The sequence below is a fragment of the Streptomyces sp. SJL17-4 genome (assembly GCF_036826855.1).
In the GTDB taxonomy this organism is placed as follows: Bacteria; Actinomycetota; Actinomycetes; order Streptomycetales; family Streptomycetaceae; genus Streptomyces.
The window spans coordinates 387,201-406,801 of record NZ_CP104578.1; the positions used below are offsets into that span (position 1 = coordinate 387,201).

Below are 19,601 nucleotides of genomic sequence, written 5' to 3' on the forward strand. Positions count from 1 at the left end.
TGGCGGGCCTCCCACCCCAGCGCCGGTGGATCACCGGAGCCCACCGGCCGGACGCGGAGTGCTTCAGTGATCCGCCGAGCCCACCAGGCCCAGCTCCACCGGCAGGCCGAATCGGCTGCTCACTCCGAGTTTTCGATAGGTCTTGGTGAGATGCTGCTCCACGGTGCTCACCGTGATGAAGAGAGTCCGGCTTATCTCACGGTTGCTCCGCCCCTGGGCCGCGAGGGCCGCGACCTTGCGCTCGGCTTCACTGAGCAGGGCGAACCTGTGGATGGTCGTCCGCAACGCGGGCTTGTCGCCCGGTTCCTCCGCCCTGCCGGAATTCTGCAGCCTCCGGTAGAGCGGTTCGGCCCCGCACGTCTTGGCCATCCGCTTCGCCTGATGGTTGATGAGCCTGAATTCGGCGACATGGCCGCATTCGAGTTCCGCGTCACTCGAATCGGCGAGCGCCATGGCCAACTCGAGCCGGTCCCCGGAGTCGAGGAGCACCTTCACCGCGTCCCTCAGCAGGGAAGCTCGGGCCGGCTGCTTCACCGTCGCGGCCATGATCCGCAGGGAGCGCCCACGCACTCGGGTGTCGTCGACGTCCGCCAGCGCCAACTGCTCGTCGAGGAGTGCTGTGGCACCGAGTGGATCGTCGAGACGCAACCGCGCCTCCGCCAGGTCGCTTCGCCAGGGGACGACATTCGGACGGTCGAGAGCGGTGCCGCGGAGAAGGCGACCGCACGTCTGAAAGTCCGCCAACGCCGCGTACGGGCGGTTGTTCTCGAGGTAGAAGCGTCCACGAGCACGCAGGAAGTGCAGCCAGAGCGGATTGCGACGCGCCTCGGGAAGCACCTCCTTGATGAGGGTCTCCGCTTCGTCCGTCCTGCCCATGGCCGTGGTGACGTGGACGAGGCAGGAGAGCGGCAGCCCGAGGGCCGCACCCCAGTTGTGCCGAGGCATCACGGTCACGGCGCGGCGCGAGTGCCGCTCGGCCTCGACCAGGTCACCCCTGCGGAGCGCCACGAGGCCCTGGACGGCCGCGAGCACGGCCACCCACGCCACGGCCTGCAGCGCTTCGGCCTCCGGCCCGAGCGCTTCGCACCAGCGTTGGGCGTCGTCCAGCCTGTTGTCGAAGGTGAGAACGAGCAGAGCGGACAGCACGGTGACCGGGAGGGCGTCGGCGATCCTGCAACACTGCAGGACCTGTTCGGCACTCTTGACGAGGTCGCTCCACGACTCGCACTCGGCGGTCTCCTCGGCGCGGTGCGACGGGGTGGTCCCGTCGGCACCGTCCGTGCCCTTGAAGGGCACCACCCATCGAATCCACTGACGCGCGAGCGTCGACTCGGCGGCACCGGTCAGATCGCACTCGCCTTCCTGGGTGCCGGCCCGCTCCAGCACCAGGGCGGCCTCGTCGGCGCGGCCCTGCCAAGCGAGGAGGGTACTGAGCGCCACGACGTCCCGGTCGGCCAGACCGCCCTCCTGGAGCAGGGAGTACAGCGGCGCGAGGAGTGGGGTCACCGCCGTCGGCTTCGTCAGCCACAGGACCCGCGCCAGCGCGCCCGTCACCTCGGCCCGCTCCCGGGCATCGCCGCAGGCTTGCCGGGCAACCTCGAGGAACTCGGCCGCGCGGCTGGGATTCCCTTCCCTCAGCGCTTGCCAGGCGGCGTCGCGGAGGACGTCCACGGACCAGTTCTCCGCGATGCCCCCCGCGGCGACCAGACGTTCGGCGACCTCGGACGGCACCGCGCCGTCGGAGTGAAGCAGCAGTGCGGTGCGCTCGTACAGGGCGGCGAGCGCCTCGCCGTCGAGCCCGCTCAGCGCGGCGGCCCGGGCGGCCTGGTGGCTGAACCATCCGGAGCGGAGCAGCCCCGTTCCGGCGAGAGCGTCCAACGCCTCCACTACCGTCCGCTGCTCGCTGTCGAGCAGCCGGGCCAGTACGTCGGCCGATGCCGGGGCACCGAGGGCGGCCAAGCCGCGGGCCACATCGAGGAGTCGAGGATCCCAGCGGTGCAGGCACGCCTCGACGGCGACCTTGAAGTGAGCCCCTTTGAGCGCCGCGTCCGTCGGGGAGACCGCATCGACGTCTTCGGGATCACGCTCGTAGAACCCGCGACACCGGTCCTGGAACAGCGCCTCAAGGAGCAGCGGACTGCCGCCTGTCGCCGCCAGGAAGGAGGGAGCGAGCCGTTCCGCGTTCGCCTCCCCCAGACGTCGCTTCCGCAGCCAGTCGGTCACGCCGTGACGGGAGAGCGGCTGCACGTTCAGAAGATGGAAGTACGGCTGCTTGATGAACTCGGCCAGGACCAGCGGGGGCTCGGAACTGAAGACGCGCCACTCGGCGAATACGGTGACGACGGGATTCGACGCGAGTCGGCGCAGGATCAGCAGGAGAGCCTGCAGACTGGCCGGATCCGCGTATTGCGTGTCATCGACAGCCAGCACCAGAGGTTGCCCACCCGCGGCTTCGAGGAGTAGCTCGGTCAGCTCATCCACTGCGCAAGGGCTCAGCGAAGAATCTCGGGAATTCACTCCCGGAAGGGCGAGGAGCCGCTCGACCCGCTCCCCCTTCTCCACGCCAAGATCGATGGAGCGTAATAACTGAGCCAGCACGCCTAAGGAGTGGACCTGCCCGGATCGTGCCCCCGACGCACTCAGCACGAGGGCGCCGGCGCTCTTCGCGTACCCGGTGAAGCCGGAGAGGAGTGTCGTTTTCCCCGCGCCCCCCGGGCCTGTCACGAGGGCGACCGTTCGGCCGTTCGTCGTGCAGTCGTTCAGCATTCGCTTCAGGCTTTGAAGCTCGATTTCCCTCTCGACCAAAACCACTGGAACGGCTCCCCGAATTTAGTTTTCGCACGCACTTGAAAAACTTAACTGTATCTTCAACGTAACTTCGCCCCTGCGGGCAGTCAAGATCCCCTTGCCGGGACCGTCACCTCCGGGGTCCGCCCAGCGAGCCAGCGGTCAACTACGGAGGTGTGACGCTCCGTTGAGGTCGAGGATCGTTCCGGACGACCATTCAGCGGCGGGAGACGCGAGCCACAGGACGGCGGCCGCGATCTCGGCGGGCTCGGCCACCCGGCCGAAGGGGCTCTGGGCACGGATCGCGGCTCCCTCGGCCCCCTCCAGGCGGGACGAGACCCGTTCCGTGGCGAAGAATCCGGGCGCGACCGAGGCGACGGCGATCCCGTACGGGGCGAGGGAGACCGCGAGCGACTGGCCGAGCGCGTGGACGGCGGCCTTGGTGGCGCCGTAGGCCGGGTGGTCGGGTTCGCCCCGGAAGGCGCCCCGGGAGCCGATGTTCACGATGCGGCCCCCCGATCCCTGGTCGATCATCCGCCGAGCCGCGAGATGGCTCAGGTTGGCCGTGGCGAGCAGGTTCACGGACACGTGCTGCTGCCAGACCGCCACCCACTCCTCGTACGGGGTCTCGGGGAGGGGGTGGCGGAGGTTCACCGCCGCGTTGTTGACCAGTACGTCGATCCCCCCGAGCGCCTCGGCCGCCGTGTCGGCCACGGCCACGGCCCCCGCGGGGTCCCCCAGGTCGCCGCCGACCAGGGTGTGGCCCGTTCCGTCGAGGGATTCCAGGGTGACGCGGGCCTCCTCTGCGCGGGAGGCGAAGTGGACGGCGACCCGGTCGCCGTTGGCCGCGAACGCCTGGGCGACGGCCCGGCCCAGGCCCCGGGAGGCACCACTGATGAGGACGCGACGACCAGAAGCGGGCAGTTTCATCAGGGGGCCTTCCGAGCGGGGACTTACCGCCGGTCATTCTCCACGGCGGCCTCGTCGCGCCGGGCGGCTAGGCCGGGGGCGAGCGGCCGGCCGCGGCCCGCTCGGAGCAGCCGGCCGCGGCCCCGCGGCTCAGGCGACCGTCAGGACGATCTTGCCCGTGGTGCTGCCCCGCTCGCCGATCGTGTGGGCCTTCGCCGCCTCGGCGAGCGGCACGACGGCCTCGACCACCGGCCTCAGCTCCCCGCGCTCCACCAGGGCCGCGATCTCGCGCAGGCCGAGGTGGTCGGGCTCCACCAGGACCCAGGTCGCCCGCACCCCGTCCCGCGCGGCGGGGACGTCGTCCGGGCCCGGCAGGGTGATCAGCCTGCCCCCGTCTCGGAGCACTTTCAGGGAGCGTTCGGCCGTCTCCCCGCCGATGCCGTCGAGGACGACGTCCACGTCGGAGACGACGTCCTCGAAGCGGGTCCCGCGGTAGTCGACCACCTCGTCCGCGCCCAGCTCCCGCACCAGGTCGTGCTTGCCCGCGCTCGCCGTGCCGATGACGTACGCCCCGCGGGCCTTGGCGATCTGGACGGCGAAGTGGCCCACTCCTCCGGCCGCCGCGTGCACCAGCACCCGCTCTCCGGGGCGGACGTCCGCCGCGTCGACGAGGGCCTGCCAGGCGGTGAGCGCCGCAAGCGGCAGCGCGGCGGCCTCCACGTGGGTCAGGGAGGCGGGCTTGGGCGCGAGGTGTCGTGCCGGGGCCACCACGTACTCGGCGTAGCCTCCCGCCTGCCGGGGGAACAGCGGCATGCCGAAGACCTCATCGCCGGGGCGGAAGATCCCCACGCCGGGGCCCACGGCCTCCACCGTGCCGGAGACGTCCCACCCGACGGCCGGGACGGCGCCCCACTCGATGAGGGCCCCACCGGCACGGGTCTTCCAGTCGACGGGGTTCACTCCGGCCGCGTGGACCCGCACCAGGACCTCGTTCAGGCCGGGCTCGGGGCGCTCCACCTCGCGCTCGACCAGGTTCTCGGGTCCGCCCCACTGCTCCACGACCATCGCACGCATGCTGTCCGCCTCGTTTCCGTCTCGATCGGCACGCCCCCGGACCGTTCCGGGGGCGATGCCTCCACGATCCGGTAGCGCGGTCCGACATGGTGTTGGCCGTTTGGCCAGCATGTGACAGGATCTGGCCATGGGGAACGCAGCAGAACCGGCGACGGGGGCCGCGCGGGAAGGTGCGCCGGTGCCGCCGCACCGGGTCGCCGTGCTCGCGCTGCCCGGGGTGCCCCCGTTCGAGCTGGGCATTCCCTCCCGGGTCTTCGGCAGCGCCGAGGGCGCCGACGGCCGTGCCTTGTACGAGGTCACGGTCTGTACCGCCGACGGTGCCCCGGTGCTCAGCGACGCCGGGTTCACCGTGCAGCCCTCGGCCGGTCCCGAGGCGCTCGCCGCCGCCGACACCGTGGTCCTGCCGCCCACGCACGCCATGCCCGAGCTCGGGCGTGGCGGTCCGCTGCCGCCCGAGGTCGCCGCGGCCATCGCCGGCATCCGGCCCGGCACCCGCCTGGTGTCCATCTGCACCGGCTCGTACGTGCTAGCCGCCGCCGGGCTCCTCGACGGCCGGCCCGCCACCACGCACTGGAACCTGGCCCCGGAGTTCCGCCGGGCCTTCCCTCAGGTCAAGGTGGACGAGGACGTGCTCTTCGTCGACGACGGCGATGTGCTGACCTCCGCGGGCGTGGCCGCGGGTGTCGACCTCTGCCTGCACATGATCCGCCGCGACCACGGTGCCTCGGTCGCCAACCGCGCCGCCCGGATGTGCGTGGTCCCTCCGTGGCGGGACGGCGGGCAGGCCCAGTTCATCGACCGTCCCGTGCCGGAGCCCACCCTGGCCAGCACCACCGCCACCCGCGCCTGGGCCCTGGAACACCTCGCCGAGCCCCTCACCCTGGCCCGGCTCGCGGAGCACGCCCGGATGAGCCTGCGGTCCTTCACGCGGCGGTTCCGCGACGAGGCCGGGGTGACCCCGGTGCAGTGGCTCACGGCACAACGCCTCGAACTGGCCAGGCAGCTGCTTGAGACGACCGACCTTCCGATCGACCTCGTCGCCCATCGCGCAGGCCTCGGCTCCGGGAACTCCCTCCGCGCGCACATGCGGACGGCCTTCGGGGTCTCGCCCGCCGCCTACCGCCGCGCGTTCGGCACCGGCACTCCGGCAGGACACGGACAGGAGGCGGAACCGTCCGCGTGAGCGGCTCCGCAGGGGTGGTCAGCGCCCCGTCAAGGCCGCTGTCGGCGTGCTGGCACGGCGCGGCGCGGCATTCGTCCTACGCTGCAACGCCGGGACGAACCCGCCGGGACCGAGCCTCTCCGAAAGCACGGACGTCTTGCTTGCCGTCACCGTCATCGCGGGCATTCTGTTCACCTGGTGCGTCCTGTCGCGCCGACTCGCGCTGTGGAGCGTCACCGCACCGATCGCCATGATGGTGGCGGGCATCGCCCTCACCAGTGGCTCGGACCCGCCGCTCGTCTTCGACTTCGGCGACATGGCCGGCTTCGAGCACGCGGTGGAGGTCGTCCTCGCCCTGCTGCTCTTCGTCGACGCGACCGAGGTTCCGGCGGGAGCCGTCCGACGGGAGAAGAGCGTCGTCGCCCGTCTCCTGGGCGTCGCCCTGCCGCTGACCCTGGGCGCCGCGTTCCTGACCGCGCTCGCCTTCTTCCCCGACCGGCCCGGATGGGTTCTGGCGACTCTGGCGACGGTCGTCGTCCCGCTCGATCTGGCGCCCGCCGCGGCCGTCGTGCGGGACGAGCGCATTCCGGCGCGCCTGCGGGAGGTGCTCAACGTCGAGGGCGGCCTCAGCGACGGGATCGTCTCCCCGGTGTTCCTGATCTGCGTCGCCGCCGCCGCCGAGTACCGCACGGTCGGCGACGACTACGCCGAGGCCCTCCTCGGCGCCCTCACGGCGGCGGGCTGGGCCGTCGGCGCCGGATCGCTCGTCGGCCACCTGGCCGGACGGCTGCTGCGCCGGTCCTGGGCGAGGGGCTGGACACTGCCTGCCGCGACGAGGCTCGCGGTGCTGAGCGTGCCCGTCGCCGCGTACTCCCTGTCCCTCGCCCTGGGCGGCAACGGCTTCGTCGCCTCGTTCGTCGCCGGCGTGTGCGTCGCCCCGTCGCTGCGGCATCTCCCCGAGGACACCGTGAAGATGACGGACGACCTGGTCACCCTCCTGACACTCGCCCTGTGGTTCCTCTTCGGCCAGATGGTCAACGACGAGTTCTGGGACGGCTTCCACCTCTCCGTCATCCTCTACGCCGTCCTCGCCTGCACCCTGGTACGCCTGGTGCCCGTGACGCTCGCGCTCATCGGTACGGATCTGTCCCTGTCCGACAGGCTGTTCCTGGGATGGATGGGGCCCAGAGGGGTGGCCTCGGTGGTCTTCGGCCTCCTCGCCGCCATCGAACTGCGGGACGCCGGTGGCGGTGACTTCATCTCCCGGGTGATGGTGATCACCGTCATGGTCAGCATCGTCCTGCACGGCCTGAGTTCCGAGCCCATGGGCCGCCGCTACGCCCGACGTCGGCGCGTCTCGCCGGAACCCCGGGCCGGGGGGTGAGGATGTGCGGCGGGCCGGAGCTCACCTCCGGCCCGCCGCACACCCGTCGGCCCGCCGCTCACCTCAGGACGGGAGCCAGGTCCGCCAGGTGGCCTCGTTCTCCTTCACCCAGCGGCCTGCCGCCTCCTGCGGCGACAGCTTCTGGTCCGCGATCATCAGGGCGACGTCGTTCTGCATGTCGGTCGTCCAACGGAACTTCTTCAGGAAGGCGGCCGCGTCGCCGCCGCCGTCCGCGAAGCGGGCGTTGAGGAACTTCTGCAGGGGCGTGTGCGGGTACGCGCAGGCCACCTTCTCGGGGTCGGCGTCGCAGCCCTCGGTGTACGCGGGCAGCTTCACCTCCGTCATCGGGACCTTCTCGAACAGCCACTGGGGCTTGTACCAGTAGCTCAGGAAGGGCTTCTTCTCCTTGGCGAACTGCTTGATCTGCGTGATCTGCGCCGCCTCCGAGCCTGCGAACACGACCTGGTAGTCGAGGTCCAGGGTGTTCACCAGCGCCTTGTCGTTCGTCACGTACGACGGGGAGCCGTCGAGGAGCTGGCCCTTGCCGCCGCTCTCCGCGGTACGGAACTCCTCGGCGTACTTGTTCAGGTTCTTCCAGTCGGTGACGTCCGGGTGCTTCTCGGCGAAGTACGTCGGTACGAACCAGCCGATGTGGCCGGTCACCCCGAGATCGCCGCCGCGCGCGATCGTCCCCTTGTCCTCGATGTACCGCTTCTCCTGCTCCGGGTGGCCCCAGTCCTCCAGGATGGCGTCCACCCGGCCCTGGCTGAGCGCGTCCCAGGCAGGCACCTCGTCGATCTGGACGGTGTCCACCCGGTAGCCGAGCTCGTGTTCGAGCAGGTACTGGGCGACGGCGACGTTGGCCTGCGCGCCCACCCACGACTGGACGGAGAGCGTCACCGTACGGGAGCCCTTCGCGTCGGCGTACGGGGAGGACTGGCGGGTCATGTCGGCGGCGCCGCAGCCGGTGAGGCCGGCCACCAGGGCGGCCCCGGTCACGAGTGCGGAGCCACCGAGCGCGATGCGTGTGCGAGCCATCTCAGGCCCCCTTTCCTACGGGTTCACGGCGCTGCGTCGGCGGGGTGACGCGGTCGAGCATCAGGCCGAGGCAGACGATCGCCGCGCCCGCGACCAGACCGGTCGCCAGGTCGCCCTGGGCGAGGCCGAACACCGCGTCGTAACCGAGCGCACCGCCGCCCACGAGGCCGCCGATGACGACGACGGCGAGGACGAGCACCACGCCCTGGTTGACGGCGAGCAGCAGCGCGGGCCGGGCCAGCGGCAGTTGGACCTGGAACAGCTGCTGCCGTCCGGTCGCGCCCATCGAGCGCGAGGACTCCATCGCGGCCGGGTCGACCCCACGTACGCCCTGGGCCGTGATCCGTACGACGGCGGGCAGCGCGTAGACCACGGCGGCGGCGACCGCCGGGGCGCGGCCCACACCGAACAGGGCGACCACCGGAATCAGATACACGAACTGCGGCATCGTCTGGAAGACGTCGAGCACCGGACGCAGGGCGCGGCCCAGGCGGGTGCTGCGGGCCGCGGCGATGCCGAGCGCGCAGCCGAGCAGCAGCGTCACGGCCACGGCGGCCAGCACCTGGGACAGCGTGTCGAGCGCCGGGTCCCAGACGCCGAGCACACCGATCGCGGCCATCGCCAGGACGGCGGTCACGGCGGTGCGCCACGTGCCGATGAACAGGGCGAGGGCGCCGACGGCCAGCAGGACCGCCCACCAGGGCAGCCACTGCAGGCCGTCGCGCAGGGGGTTGAGGACCCAGGTGGTGAGCCGCCCCGCCCAGTCGGCGGTACCGCCGACGAGGGGCACGCCGGAGTAGAGGTGGGCGGTCATCCAGTCGACGGCCGCGTTGACGGGCTGGGCGATGTCGACCGTCCACGGGTCGGGCCAGGTGAGCCGGTCGGACAGGCGGCCGGCGACGGCGACGACGGCGGTCGCCACGAGAGCGACGGCCCAGCCGAGCCGGGACCGGCGGGCCGGAGCCGTACCGATCCGCTCCCCCGCCGCCGCGGTGACCCGGTCGAGGACGATGGCGAGCAGCACGATCGGCACACCGGCGGCGAGGGCGGCACCGACATCGACGGAGGCCAGCGCCTGGTAGACACGGTCGCCGAGACCGCCCGCGCCGATGACGGACGCGATGACGGCCATGCCGAGCGCCATCATGATCGACTGGTTGACGCCGAGCAGGAGCTCCTTGCGGGCCAGCGGCAGCCGGGCGGTAAGCAGCCGCTGCCTGCCGGTGGCGCCGAGGGACTCGGCCGCCTCCATGACGCCGGCGTCCGCGCCGCGCAGCCCGAGCGCGGTGAGCCGGGCCATGGGCGGGGCGGCGTAGACGACGGTCGCGAGGACGGCCGCGGGCACGCCGATGCCGAAGACGAGGACGACGGGCAGGAGGTACGCGAAGGCCGGCAGCACCTGCATGGTGTCGAGGACCGGCCGGAGGGCGCGGTTCATCCGGTCCGACAGGCCGGCGGCCAGGCCGAGGACTCCTCCGAGCAGCACGGACGCGGCGACGGCGACGACCATCAGGGCGAGCGTCTGCATGGTGGGCACCCACATGCCGAGCAGCCCGCACACCGCGAAGGCGGTGACGGAGGTCAGCGCGAGGCGGACGCCCGCGACGCGCCAGGCCAGCAGCCCGGCGGCGGCGGTGACGCCGGCCCAGCCGAGGGCGAGCAGCAGCAGGTACACCGCGCGGACGGACACGACGACGACGTTGCTGACGTGCCCGAGGAAGTGGAGGAAGAGCGGGTGGCCGTCGCGGTTGTCGATGATCCAGTCGCTGGTGCGCTCCAGCGGCCCGGACACGTCGACGGCGAGCGACGCGGGCCAGCTGCCGCCGCCCAGGAGGACGGTTCCGAGGACGAGCGCGACGGCCGCGCCGGCGCCGATCAGCCCGCCACGGTGGCGCGCGAGCGCGCGCAGCGCACCGGGCGCGGCGTCGGACGCGGCGGAGGTGGTGGTGGTGGTGGGGCGGGGAGGAGCGGGAGTGACGGTGGCGGTCATCGGCCCCACCGCCCCATGGCGTCGGGGGCGGGGGCGCCGCGGCGCGGCGCCGGGTTCGCGGCACCGGTCGTGCCGCCCGGCGGCGGCCAGGTCGTATGGGCGTACATCAGGCCACCGCCTTTCCCGTCGCGGCCGGGACCCCGGCGACGACACCGAGGAGTCCCGCGTGGTCGACCACGCCGAGGCAGCGGCCGTCCTCGACGACCCGGGCGTTCACTCCCGTGCGGGCGACGGCCTCGATGGCCTCGTGGACGGTGGCGCTCGGGGCGAGCGCGGGGCCGGCGTCGCGCTCGTCGGCGAGCGCGGGGCGCATCGCCGAGCGGACGGTCAGCACCTGCTCGCGCGGTACGTCCCGTACGAAGTCCCTGACGTAGTCGTCGGCGGGGGCGCCCACGATCTCCTCGGGCGTGCCGAGCTGCACGATCCGGCCGTCGCGCATCAGCGCGATGCGGTCGCCGAGCTTCAGCGCCTCGCTCAGGTCGTGGGTGATGAAGACCATCGTGCGGCCCTCCTCCCGGTGCAGGCGGACGACCTCCTCCTGCATGTCCCGGCGGATGAGCGGGTCGAGGGCGCTGAACGGCTCGTCGAACAGCAGGACTTCGGGGTCCACGGCGAGCGCGCGGGCCAGTCCGACCCGCTGCTGCTGGCCACCGGACAGCTGGCTCGGCCTGCGGTGCTCCATGCCCTCCAGACCGACCTTGGTGATGAACTCGGCGGCGCGTTCGCGCCGTTCGCCGCGTCCCACGCCCTGGATCTCCAGCCCGTACGCGACGTTGTCGAGCACCGTCCGGTGCGGGAGCAGCCCGAAGTGCTGGAAGACCATCGCCGCCCGGTGGCGGCGCAGCTCGCGGAGCCGGCCGGTGTCCATGGACAGCACGTCCTCGCCGTCGATGGAGACGGTGCCCGACGTCGGCTCGATGAGCCGGGTCAGGCAGCGGACGAGCGTCGACTTGCCCGAGCCCGAGAGGCCCATGACGACGAAGACCTCGCCCTTGCGGACGTCGAAGGAGACGTCGCGGACGGCGGCGGTGCAGCCGGTGCGCTCGCGCAGCTCCGAGGCGGCGAGTGAGGCGAGCTCCTCGTCGGCCGGCACGCGGTCGGCCTTCGGGCCGAAGACCTTCCACAGGTCGCGTACGGAGAAGACGGGCTCGGCGGTGTCCTGGGTCACGGTGCTGTTCATCGTCGGGTGCCTCCCAGCAGGTCCACGCATTTCTCGCCGACCATGAGCACGCCGATCATCGGGTTGACGGCGGTCATGGTCGGGAAGACGGACGCGTCGGCGATCCGGATGTTGTCGAGGCCCCGGATCCTCAGATCGGGTGCGACGACGGCGAGTTCGTCGTCGACGGCGCCCATCCGGCAGGTGCCGGCCGGGTGGTAGACGGTGTGCGCGACGTGGCGGGCGTACGCGCTGAGCTCCTCGTCGGAGGTGACCTCGGGTCCCGGGCACACCTCGCGCTTCAGCCATCCGGCCAGCGGTTCGCTCGCCGCGATCTCCCGGGCGATGCGGATGCCGTCGACGAGGGTCCGGCCGTCGTAGTCGTCCTCGTCGGTGAAGTAGCGGAAGTCGAGGGCGGGCTTGACCTCGGGGTCGGCGCTCGTGAGGTAGAGCCGGCCGCGGCTGCGCGGCTTGGGGATGTTCGGGGTCATCGACACGCCGTGCGCGGGCCGTTCGTAGCCGATCCGCTCCGGGTTGTCGGTGAAGGGGATCTGGTAGAAGTGGAACATCAGGTCCGGCCCCTGGGACTCCGGGTCGCGGCGGACGAAGAGCCCGGCGTCGGAGTCCATCGCGGAGTTCTCCGGGATGGGGCCGTGGGTCTCCCACACGATGACCGACTCGGGGTGGTCGAGCAGGTTCTCGCCGACGCCCGGCAGGTCGTGTACGACGGGGATGCCGAGCTTCTCCAGGTCGGCGCGCGGTCCGATGCCGGAGTGCAGCAGCAGGCGCGGGGTGTCCACGGCGCCCGCGCACACCAGGACCTCGCGCCGGGCGCGTACGACGTGCTCCGTGCCCTCCTTGGTGCGGATGTGCACCCCGGTGGCGCGGGTGCCTTCGAGTTCGAGGCGGTACGCCCAGGTCTCCAGGGCGATGTGGAGGTTCGGCCGGTCCAGGAACGGGTGCAGATAGGCGACCGAGGCGGAGGACCGCTTGTTGTTCTCGGGGTGGTAGGCGAGGTCGAAGAAGCCGACGCCCTCGTGGAAGGGCTGCCGGTTGAAGCCCTCGACGCGCGGGACGCCGAGCGCGGTCTGCGCCGCGTCGACGAAGTCCCGGGCTATCGCGTTCCGGTCGGCCTCGTCGACGGGGACGATGTTGTTGCGCAGCCGGGCGAAGTAGGGGTCCATCGCCGCCGCGTCCCACCCCTCGGCACCCGCCTCGGCCCACTCGTCCCAGTCGGAGGGAAGGGGCTTGAACGCGATGAGGGTGTTGTGCGAGGAGCAGCCGCCGAGGACCCGGGCGCGGCTGTGGCGGATGTACGAGTTGCCGCGCGGCTGCTCGGTGGTGGGGTAGTCGTAGTCCAGCTCGCCGCCGAGCAGGCCCATCCAGCGGCGCAGGGTGAGGACGTCGTCGCGGCCGACGTCGCTGGGGCCGCCCTCGATGACGGCGACGGTGACGTCCGGGTTCTCGGTCAGCCGGGAGGCGATCACCGAACCGGCGGTGCCGCCGCCGACGACGACGTAGTCGTAGACGTGCTGGTCGTTCATGCCCGGTCCTTCGCCGTGGTGCCCGCGAACCAGCGCACGGGGCGCGGAGCGAGGTTCTGGTAGATGTGCTTGGCCTCGCGGTATTCGGCGAGGCCGCTGGGGCCCAGTTCGCGGCCGATGCCGGACTTTCCGAAGCCGCCCCATTCCGCCTGCGGCAGGTAGGGGTGGAAGTCGTTGATCCAGACGGTGCCGTGGCGCAGCCGTGCCGCGACGCGCCGGGCGCGGTCCTCGTCGGAGGTCCACACCGCTCCGGCGAGGCCGTACTCGGTGTCGTTGGCGAGGGTGACGGCCTCCTCCTCGGTGCGGAAGGTCTCGACGGTGAGGACGGGGCCGAAGATCTCCTCACGGACGACGCGCATGCCGCGGTGGCACCGGTCGAGGACGGTGGGCCGGTAGAAGTAGCCGGGACCGGCGGGCCGCTCGCCGCCCGCCCGCAGGACCGCACCCTCGCCGAGGGCGGAGGCCACGTACTCCTCGGTCCTCGCCACCTGGGCGGCGGAGACCAGCGGGCCGCACTCGACGCCCTCGTCGGTGCCGCGGCCGAGCCGGATCAGTTCGGCGCGGCGGGCGAGCTCGGCGACGAAACGCCCGCGCAGTGACTCCTCGACGATGAGGCGGGAGCCGGCGGAGCAGACCTGGCCGCTGTGGATGAAGGCGGCGTTGAGCGCCTGGTCGACGGCGGTGTCGAAGCCCTCCGGCGTCGAACAGGCATCGGCGAACACGACGTTGGGGTTCTTTCCGCCCAGTTCGAGGGCGACCTTCTTCACGCTGTCGGCGGCGGCCTTGGCGACCTTCGTGCCGCTGACGAGACCACCGGTGAACGAGACCAGGTCGACGTCGTGGTGCTCGGCGAGCCGGGCGCCGACGGTGTGACCGGGGCCGGTGACGATGTTGGCCGCGCCGAGCGGCAGTCCGGCCTCCAGGAGCAGTTCGACGAGTACGACGGTGCTCAGCGGGGTGATCTCGCTGGGCTTGATCACGAAGGTGTTGCCGGCGGCGAGGGCGGGCGCGATCTTCCAGCTGGCCTGGAGCAGCGGGTAGTTCCACGGCGTGATCAGGGCGCACACCCCGACGGGCTCGTGCACGACGACGCTGCGGATGTCGTTCGAACCGGCGTCGACGACCCGCCCGCCGTCCTCCTTCTCGACGAGGTCGGCGAAGTAGCGGAAGGCGTCGCGGACGCAGTCGACGTCGACGCGGCCCTCCTCCAGCGTCTTGCCCGCGTCCTGGCTCTCCAGGGCGCCGATCCGCTCGCGGTCGCGCTCAAGCAGGTCTGCGACCCGTCGCAGCAGGGCGGCCCGCTCGGCGACCGGCGTACGCGGCCAGGAACCGTCGTCGAAAGCGGCTCGTGCCGCGGTCACGGCGTCGTCGGTGTCCTGGACACCGCCCTCCGCGACGACCGCGAAGGCGGTCTCGTCGACGGGGTCGATGATCTCGCGTGTGGCACCGGACAGGGCTGCGCGCCACTCTCCGCCCACATGGATGGTCTGTTGTGCTGCCGTCACGTCGCGTATGGCCTTTCGTTCCTCTGAGTCCCCCTGCCGGTATCACCGGCGGTTCGGCCGCCTGCCCCGGCTTCTCGGATCCATGCGCGATGCGTTGCGGAGAGTGTTCCTCGTCACGCTTGAAGCAGGAGTAAACAGGGCATATCGAGCAGCATGGACAGCAGCACCCTCTGGCTCGTCGCGGTCGTGGTTCTCCTGCTCGCGGTGGCCGGATGCGCGGCCGTGCTGCTCGTACGCGTCTTCCGGGCGCGGCGGCTGCTGAGGGACGCCGGTGTCCCGCTCCAGTCCAAGGCCCTGTTCTGGGCGGCGGTGGTGTACACGATCTCGCCGGTCGACCTGATCCCGGACCCCGTCTACCTGGACGACATCGGCGTCCTCCTGATCGCCCTGCGGGCCCTGCACGCCGCGGCCGCCCGAAGCGGGGCGGACACCGAGGTCATGCCTGCAGGCATGCCCACAGGCATGCCCACGGGCTCGGATGCCTCGATCAGTGGTCCGAGCGGCGTGCCTCCGCGTCCTTGACCGCGCGTTCCGCCGCCAGGTGCCAGAGCAGGGTGAGGGCGGTCACGCCGGCTGCCGCGAGTCCCAGTTCGGCCGGGGCGAGCCCCAGCCACTCCTGTGCCATACCGCCCAGTCCACCGCCGAGGGCGACGCCGATGTAGAGGGCGGAGGAGTTGAGGCCGAGCAGGACCGGCGCGGCGGCGGGACCGAGGGCGATGAGCCGGTGCTGTTGGGGGACGACGACGATGCCGACGGTCACCCCCCAGGCGACCGCCCAGACCAGGGTGGAGCCGAGGGTGCGGGTCGCCGGCAGGGTGAGGGCGAGGGCGAGCGCCGCGAGCGCGAGGGCGGCGGTGAGGACACGGGCGGAGTCGTACCGGTCGACCAGGCGTCCGGCGGCGATGTTCCCCGCGAGGGTGCCGACGCCCCAGGCCAGCAGGATCAGAGTGAGGAGCCGTCCGTTGCCATCGGTGGCGTCCAGCAGGGCCGGGGCGATGTAGGTGTAGAGGGTGTAGGTGCCGAGGAAGGCGAGGGAGGTGACCGCCAGCAGTGCCAGGACTCGGCCCTGCTTGAGCGGGCGCAGGCGGTCCGGCAGGGAGGAGGCGGGGAGCGTCACTCCGGGGAGAGCGACGGCGATGCCCACGCCGGCCAGCAAGCCGATCCCGACGACGGCCCACAGGGTGATGCGCCAGTCGGTGCCGCCGACCAGTATGCCGAGTGGCAGCCCCAGCGCGGTCGCCGAGGTCAGGCCGCCCAGCACGAAGGCGAGCGCCCGGCCGCGGTGTTGCGGTGGAGCGATGGCGGCCGCGGTGCTGGACGCCGCGGAGGTGATGACGCCCGCTCCCACGGCGGTGATGATCCGAGCGGCCATCACCAGCTCGTAGCTGGTGCCCAGGGCGGTGGCGGCGTTGCCGATCACGAAGACGGTCAGGGCGATCAACAGCGCCGAACGCCGGTTCAGACCGCTGGTGAGGGCCCCCGTCACCGGCGCCGACAACGCCAGCGTCAGTGCGAAGGCCGTCACTAATTGACCGGCCGCCGCAGTGGAGACGTCCAGGTCGGCCGCTATGGCGGGAAGCAGGCCCGCGATCACGTAGCCGTCGGTGCCGACGGCGAATGTCGCCGCGGCCAGAGGGAGAAGTCGTTTCAGCACGAAGTGCGCCGCCTTTCCGGAGCCCTGCGGAGGTGGGTGGGCAGCACGATAGACAAATACATGGATGCTTGTCCATGTATCAATGAATCACTAGGCTGGGCTCCAGACACCGACGGAAGGAGAGCCATGCGCGAGGTGTCCCAGCCGGCGACCGAGGCGATCCGCATCGTGGATGTGCTGCGCGCACTGGCCGATCCCGTGCGGCTCGACATCGTCCAACGGCTCGCCGTGACCGGCGAGGAGAGCTGCAATGCCATCGGCGAAGACCTGGACGTCCACCAGACCACGCTGTCCCACCACTACCGCGTACTCCGCGAGGCGGGCGTCACCTGGACCACCGTCCAGGGACGATCACGACTGGTACGGCTGCGCCGAAACGACCTGGACACGCTGTTCCCCGGCCTGCTGGACTCCGTACTGAACGGAGCACGCCACACACGACGGAGCTGAGGCGCCCGGCGGGGACCGCTGCCCGTCAGGCGCCTCTCCGCCGGCTCATACGTCACACCGGTGCGCTCTCCTCGTGCGTCTCGTACGGGAACAGCGCCGGCGGGGCCTCCCCCTCGAAGTACGTCTTCGCCCGGGCCAACGCCCGTTCGTCGGCGCGTACCTGGCCCGGTCGGGAACCGTTGCCGAGGAGGACTCCGCCGAACCGCATCCGGAGGTACGCCGCCGTGTTGTTGAGGGTGGTGGCCATGCCGTCGGCGACGGCCTCGTCCTCGTCGGACAGGGCCGCCACCGCCCACAGCGTCCGTCCCGCCATCCGCTTCTTGAAGTCCAGGCCGGGAACGCCGAGCCAGCCCGACCAGTAGTCGAGGTAGCGCTTGGTCTGGGCGGAGAGGGTGTACCAGTACAGCGGGGAGGCGATCACGATGTCGGTGGCCTCCAGGGTGGCCTCCTGCAGGGTCCGTTCGGCCTCCGACACCGGCCAGTCGCCGTCCTCGTGGCGTCCGTCCTGGAAGTCCGGCAACGGCAGCCCGTTCAGGTCGATCCACCGCTGCGGGATGTCGGTGGGCAGGGCCTCGGCGGCGGCCCTGGCGAGTATCTCGGTGTTGCCGTCGGCGCGGGAGCTGCCGAGCACGAACAGGAAGGAGCGGTCCGCGGAACGCGGGGAATGAATGATCATGGCTCGACGCTAACGATTGACACTGATGTCAAGGTCAAGTCGATCCCGGACGGGGCGGAAGGCGGAGCGGGCATGCTGATCGGGGAGTTGTCGCGGCGCACCGGGGTGAGCGCCCGGCTGCTGCGCTACTACGAGGCGCAGGGGCTCCTGGAGGCACGGCGCGGCCCGAACGGCTATCGCGCGTACGACGAGGACGCGGTGGCCACCGTCCGCAAGGTCCGCGCCCTGCTGGCCGGCGGGCTGCCCACCGAGGTGATCCGGGTCGTCCTGCCCTGCACCGGCGAGGACGGGACGGCGTTCGACTGGTGTGCCGACATCCGGGATCTGATGCTCCGTGAGCTGGCGTCCACCGACGCCCGTATCGACGACCTCCACCGCCGTCGCACCACCCTCGCCGGTTACCTGGACGGCTCGCGATCCGCCATCTCGTGATCCGACAAGGGGCCCTCATGGCGTGAGGGCCCCCGTCATGGACTGTTCTCCGGGTCGGTCAGGAGCGGTGCCGCAGCCCCGGGAGGCCCGGGGGCGTCGGGAGCGGGAGGTCCAGGCGGTTCTGCGCCTGGGCCGGCGTGGCCCGGCAGGTCACGTCCGCGGCCGGCAGTCGGCCCGTCGTCAGATAGGCGGTGGCGGTCTTGTCGGCGCAGGACTTGGAACCGTAGATGCCGTGGCCCTCACCGCCGAGGACGGTGACCATCCGGGAGCCCTTCATGGTGCGGCGCAGTCCCACTCCGCTGACCAGCGGCGTCTGGGAGTCCCACTCGTTCTGGAGGATGAGCGCTCCGACGGAGTTGTTCACCTTGGTGGCGGGCTCGGACCCGTTCTTCCAGAACGCGCACGGCTTGATGTTCGACGCGAAGTCGCCGTACAGCGGGTACCGGACCTTGTCGCGGATCGCGTCGCGGCGGTACTGCTCCGGGTCGCGCGGCCACGAGCGGGTGTCGGCGCACGCCACGGCCCAGAAGGCCGCGTCCGAGTTGTCCGAGGGGACGGCGCGGGCGAACGACGGCGGTACGTGGCGGGGCGCCGCGCTCCGCCGCGACGGCGCCGGGGCGGGAGCCCCTTCGGCGGCCTTCTTGAGTTCGGCGATCGCCTCGGCCGCGCCCTTCACGTCGAAGAACATGGCCCGTCCGCCGCGGATGTCGTCGCCGGTCAGGAGGGTGCCCTGCACGTCGATCGGCTCGCGGTCGGCTCGGGCGACCAGGTCCCAGTAGGTCTTCCCGACCTCGGCCGGGGTGTCGCCGAGGCCGTACGTCGCGTGCCGCTCGGCGGTCCACGCGCTCCAGCGCTGGAACGCCGGTTCCGCGCCCTCCGCCCACACCTGGATCATGCCGCGCCAGATCCGCTGCGGGTCGACGGCGCTGTCCAGCACGAACCGGTCGGAGCGCTTCGGGAACATCTGCGTGTAGACGGCGCCCAGGTAGGTGCCGTAGGAGTACCCGACGTACGAGATCTTCTTCTCGCCGAGCACGGCGCGGATGACGTCCGTGTCCCGTGCGGTGTTGCGGGTGGTGAGGTGGGGCAGGACGTCACCGCCCTTCGCCCGGCACTTCTCGGCGACGGTCCGCGCCCACCGGACGTCCTTGTCGAACGTCGCGGCCTTGTACGGGCGCTGCCAGTTCAGCTCGTCCTCGTTCAGACCGCAGCTCACGGGCGAGCTCTGGCCGACGCCGCGGGGGTCGAAGCCGATCAGGTCGTACCGCTCCTTCACCGCGGCCGGCAGTTCCGAGCTCATGTACAGGGGCATGTCCAGGCCCGGCCCGCCGGGGCCGCCGGGGTTGAGGAGCAGGACACCACGCCGCTTCTGAGGGCTCGTCGCCTTGATCCGGGACACGGCGACGTCGAGCTTCCTGCCGCCAGGACGGGCGTAGTCGAGCGGCACCTTGAGCGTCGCGCACTGGTGGTTCGCCGGTGCCTCGGCCTCGCAGCGCTTCCAGCGCGGGGTCTGCTGGGTGTACTGCTTCAAGAGGTCGATGGAGACCGCCCGTCGGGGGGCCGGGGCGGCCGCGGACGCGACGGCGGGCGTGAGAGCGGGCACGAGGGTCGCGACCGCGCTGATGGCCACGAGGGGTGCTATGCGTGTGCTTCGCACAGTGAGTCAGATCCTTGCGGGAGGTGGATGATGCGTCTCATGCACCCTCGCGCAACGGGCAGTTGTGCGAATCCTTCCCCCGGTCACCCCCGCGTCCGCCCACAGGAGGAGCGCGCCCCGATGAATGGTTCCCGAGGCGGAGAACGCGACCCGCGGTTTTTCCGTCCGGCCCTGGCGCTC

Annotated in this window: 16 protein-coding genes; 5 read left to right on the forward strand and 11 right to left on the reverse strand. The window is 71.7% G+C overall.

Features of this window, described 5'->3' with window-relative positions; all coding sequences use genetic code 11:
* Window positions 1-63 precede the first annotated feature (63 nt).
* The 3 genes from N5875_RS01685 to N5875_RS01695 all read right to left on the reverse strand — a co-directional run bounded on the left by N5875_RS01685 (window position 64) and on the right by N5875_RS01695 (window position 4,770).
* Complete coding sequence (locus N5875_RS01685; RefSeq protein WP_338491405.1) at window positions 64-2,811, reverse strand: AAA family ATPase; 2,748 nt, start codon at window positions 2,809-2,811, stop codon at window positions 64-66.
* Window positions 2,812-2,949: 138 nt separating this feature from the next.
* Window positions 2,950-3,717 (reverse strand): SDR family oxidoreductase, encoded by a 768-nt coding sequence (locus N5875_RS01690; RefSeq protein WP_318210416.1) that lies wholly within the window; start codon window positions 3,715-3,717, stop codon window positions 2,950-2,952.
* Between the two features lie 129 nt (window positions 3,718-3,846).
* The gene (locus tag N5875_RS01695; RefSeq protein WP_338491407.1) at window positions 3,847-4,770 is read right to left on the reverse strand and encodes an NADP-dependent oxidoreductase; all 924 of its coding nucleotides are present in this window, start codon (window positions 4,768-4,770) and stop codon (window positions 3,847-3,849) included.
* 127 nt (window positions 4,771-4,897) lie between these two features.
* Between N5875_RS01695 and N5875_RS01700 the strand changes: the two genes are divergently transcribed.
* Both N5875_RS01700 and N5875_RS01705 read left to right on the forward strand, forming a co-directional pair.
* Window positions 4,898-5,953, forward strand: coding sequence for a helix-turn-helix domain-containing protein (locus N5875_RS01700; RefSeq protein WP_338491409.1), 1,056 nt, complete (start codon window positions 4,898-4,900; stop codon window positions 5,951-5,953).
* Between the two features lie 136 nt (window positions 5,954-6,089).
* A complete protein-coding gene (locus N5875_RS01705) occupies window positions 6,090-7,316 on the forward strand; it encodes a cation:proton antiporter (RefSeq protein ID WP_318210419.1) in 1,227 nt (408 codons plus the stop codon).
* 63 nt (window positions 7,317-7,379) lie between these two features.
* Here the strand turns inward: N5875_RS01705 and N5875_RS01710 are convergent, their stop codons facing one another.
* The 5 genes from N5875_RS01710 to N5875_RS01730 all read right to left on the reverse strand — a co-directional run bounded on the left by N5875_RS01710 (window position 7,380) and on the right by N5875_RS01730 (window position 14,552).
* Window positions 7,380-8,354, reverse strand: coding sequence for an ABC transporter substrate-binding protein (locus tag N5875_RS01710; RefSeq protein WP_338491411.1), 975 nt, complete (start codon window positions 8,352-8,354; stop codon window positions 7,380-7,382).
* A 1-nt stretch (window position 8,355) separates the two neighbouring features.
* Window positions 8,356-10,344: an ABC transporter permease subunit gene (locus N5875_RS01715; protein ID WP_338491412.1), complete on the reverse strand. Its 1,989-nt coding sequence runs from the start codon at window positions 10,342-10,344 to the stop codon at window positions 8,356-8,358.
* Window positions 10,345-10,450: 106 nt separating this feature from the next.
* The gene (locus tag N5875_RS01720) at window positions 10,451-11,524 is read right to left on the reverse strand and encodes a glycine betaine/L-proline ABC transporter ATP-binding protein (protein WP_318210422.1); all 1,074 of its coding nucleotides are present in this window, start codon (window positions 11,522-11,524) and stop codon (window positions 10,451-10,453) included.
* Entirely contained in the window at window positions 11,521-13,047 is a 1,527-nt protein-coding gene (locus tag N5875_RS01725; protein WP_338491413.1) for a GMC oxidoreductase, read from the reverse strand. The genes N5875_RS01720 and N5875_RS01725 overlap by 4 nt, the downstream gene beginning before the upstream one ends.
* On the reverse strand, window positions 13,044-14,552 hold the full coding sequence (locus N5875_RS01730) for an aldehyde dehydrogenase family protein (RefSeq protein WP_338491415.1): 1,509 nt from the start codon (window positions 14,550-14,552) through the stop codon (window positions 13,044-13,046). The genes N5875_RS01725 and N5875_RS01730 overlap by 4 nt, the downstream gene beginning before the upstream one ends.
* A 153-nt stretch (window positions 14,553-14,705) precedes the next feature.
* On the opposite strand from N5875_RS01730, the gene N5875_RS01735 reads away from it, so the two are divergent.
* Window positions 14,706-15,074, forward strand: coding sequence for a YkvA family protein (locus N5875_RS01735; protein ID WP_338491416.1), 369 nt, complete (start codon window positions 14,706-14,708; stop codon window positions 15,072-15,074).
* On the opposite strand, the gene N5875_RS01740 is transcribed toward N5875_RS01735, so the two are convergent.
* Window positions 15,040-16,206, reverse strand: coding sequence for an MFS transporter (locus N5875_RS01740; protein ID WP_338491418.1), 1,167 nt, complete (start codon window positions 16,204-16,206; stop codon window positions 15,040-15,042). The genes N5875_RS01735 and N5875_RS01740 overlap by 35 nt on opposite strands.
* 126 nt (window positions 16,207-16,332) lie before the next feature.
* Here N5875_RS01740 and N5875_RS01745 point away from each other — a divergent pair, with 126 nt between their 5' ends.
* Window positions 16,333-16,656 (forward strand): helix-turn-helix transcriptional regulator, encoded by a 324-nt coding sequence (locus tag N5875_RS01745; protein ID WP_338491420.1) that lies wholly within the window; start codon window positions 16,333-16,335, stop codon window positions 16,654-16,656.
* A 52-nt stretch (window positions 16,657-16,708) separates the two neighbouring features.
* Here the strand turns inward: N5875_RS01745 and N5875_RS01750 are convergent, their stop codons facing one another.
* The gene (locus tag N5875_RS01750) at window positions 16,709-17,332 is read right to left on the reverse strand and encodes an NAD(P)H-dependent oxidoreductase (RefSeq protein WP_338491422.1); all 624 of its coding nucleotides are present in this window, start codon (window positions 17,330-17,332) and stop codon (window positions 16,709-16,711) included.
* Window positions 17,333-17,404: 72 nt separating this feature from the next.
* On the opposite strand from N5875_RS01750, the gene N5875_RS01755 reads away from it, so the two are divergent.
* Window positions 17,405-17,764 carry a MerR family transcriptional regulator gene (locus N5875_RS01755; RefSeq protein ID WP_318210429.1) on the forward strand — a complete coding sequence of 120 codons (360 nt, stop codon included), beginning with the start codon at window positions 17,405-17,407 and terminating at the stop codon, window positions 17,762-17,764.
* Window positions 17,765-17,822: 58 nt separating this feature from the next.
* Here N5875_RS01755 and N5875_RS01760 read toward each other — a convergent pair whose 3' ends face one another.
* Window positions 17,823-19,421 (reverse strand): alpha/beta hydrolase, encoded by a 1,599-nt coding sequence (locus N5875_RS01760; RefSeq protein ID WP_338491424.1) that lies wholly within the window; start codon window positions 19,419-19,421, stop codon window positions 17,823-17,825.
* Window positions 19,422-19,601: the final 180 nt, after the last annotated feature.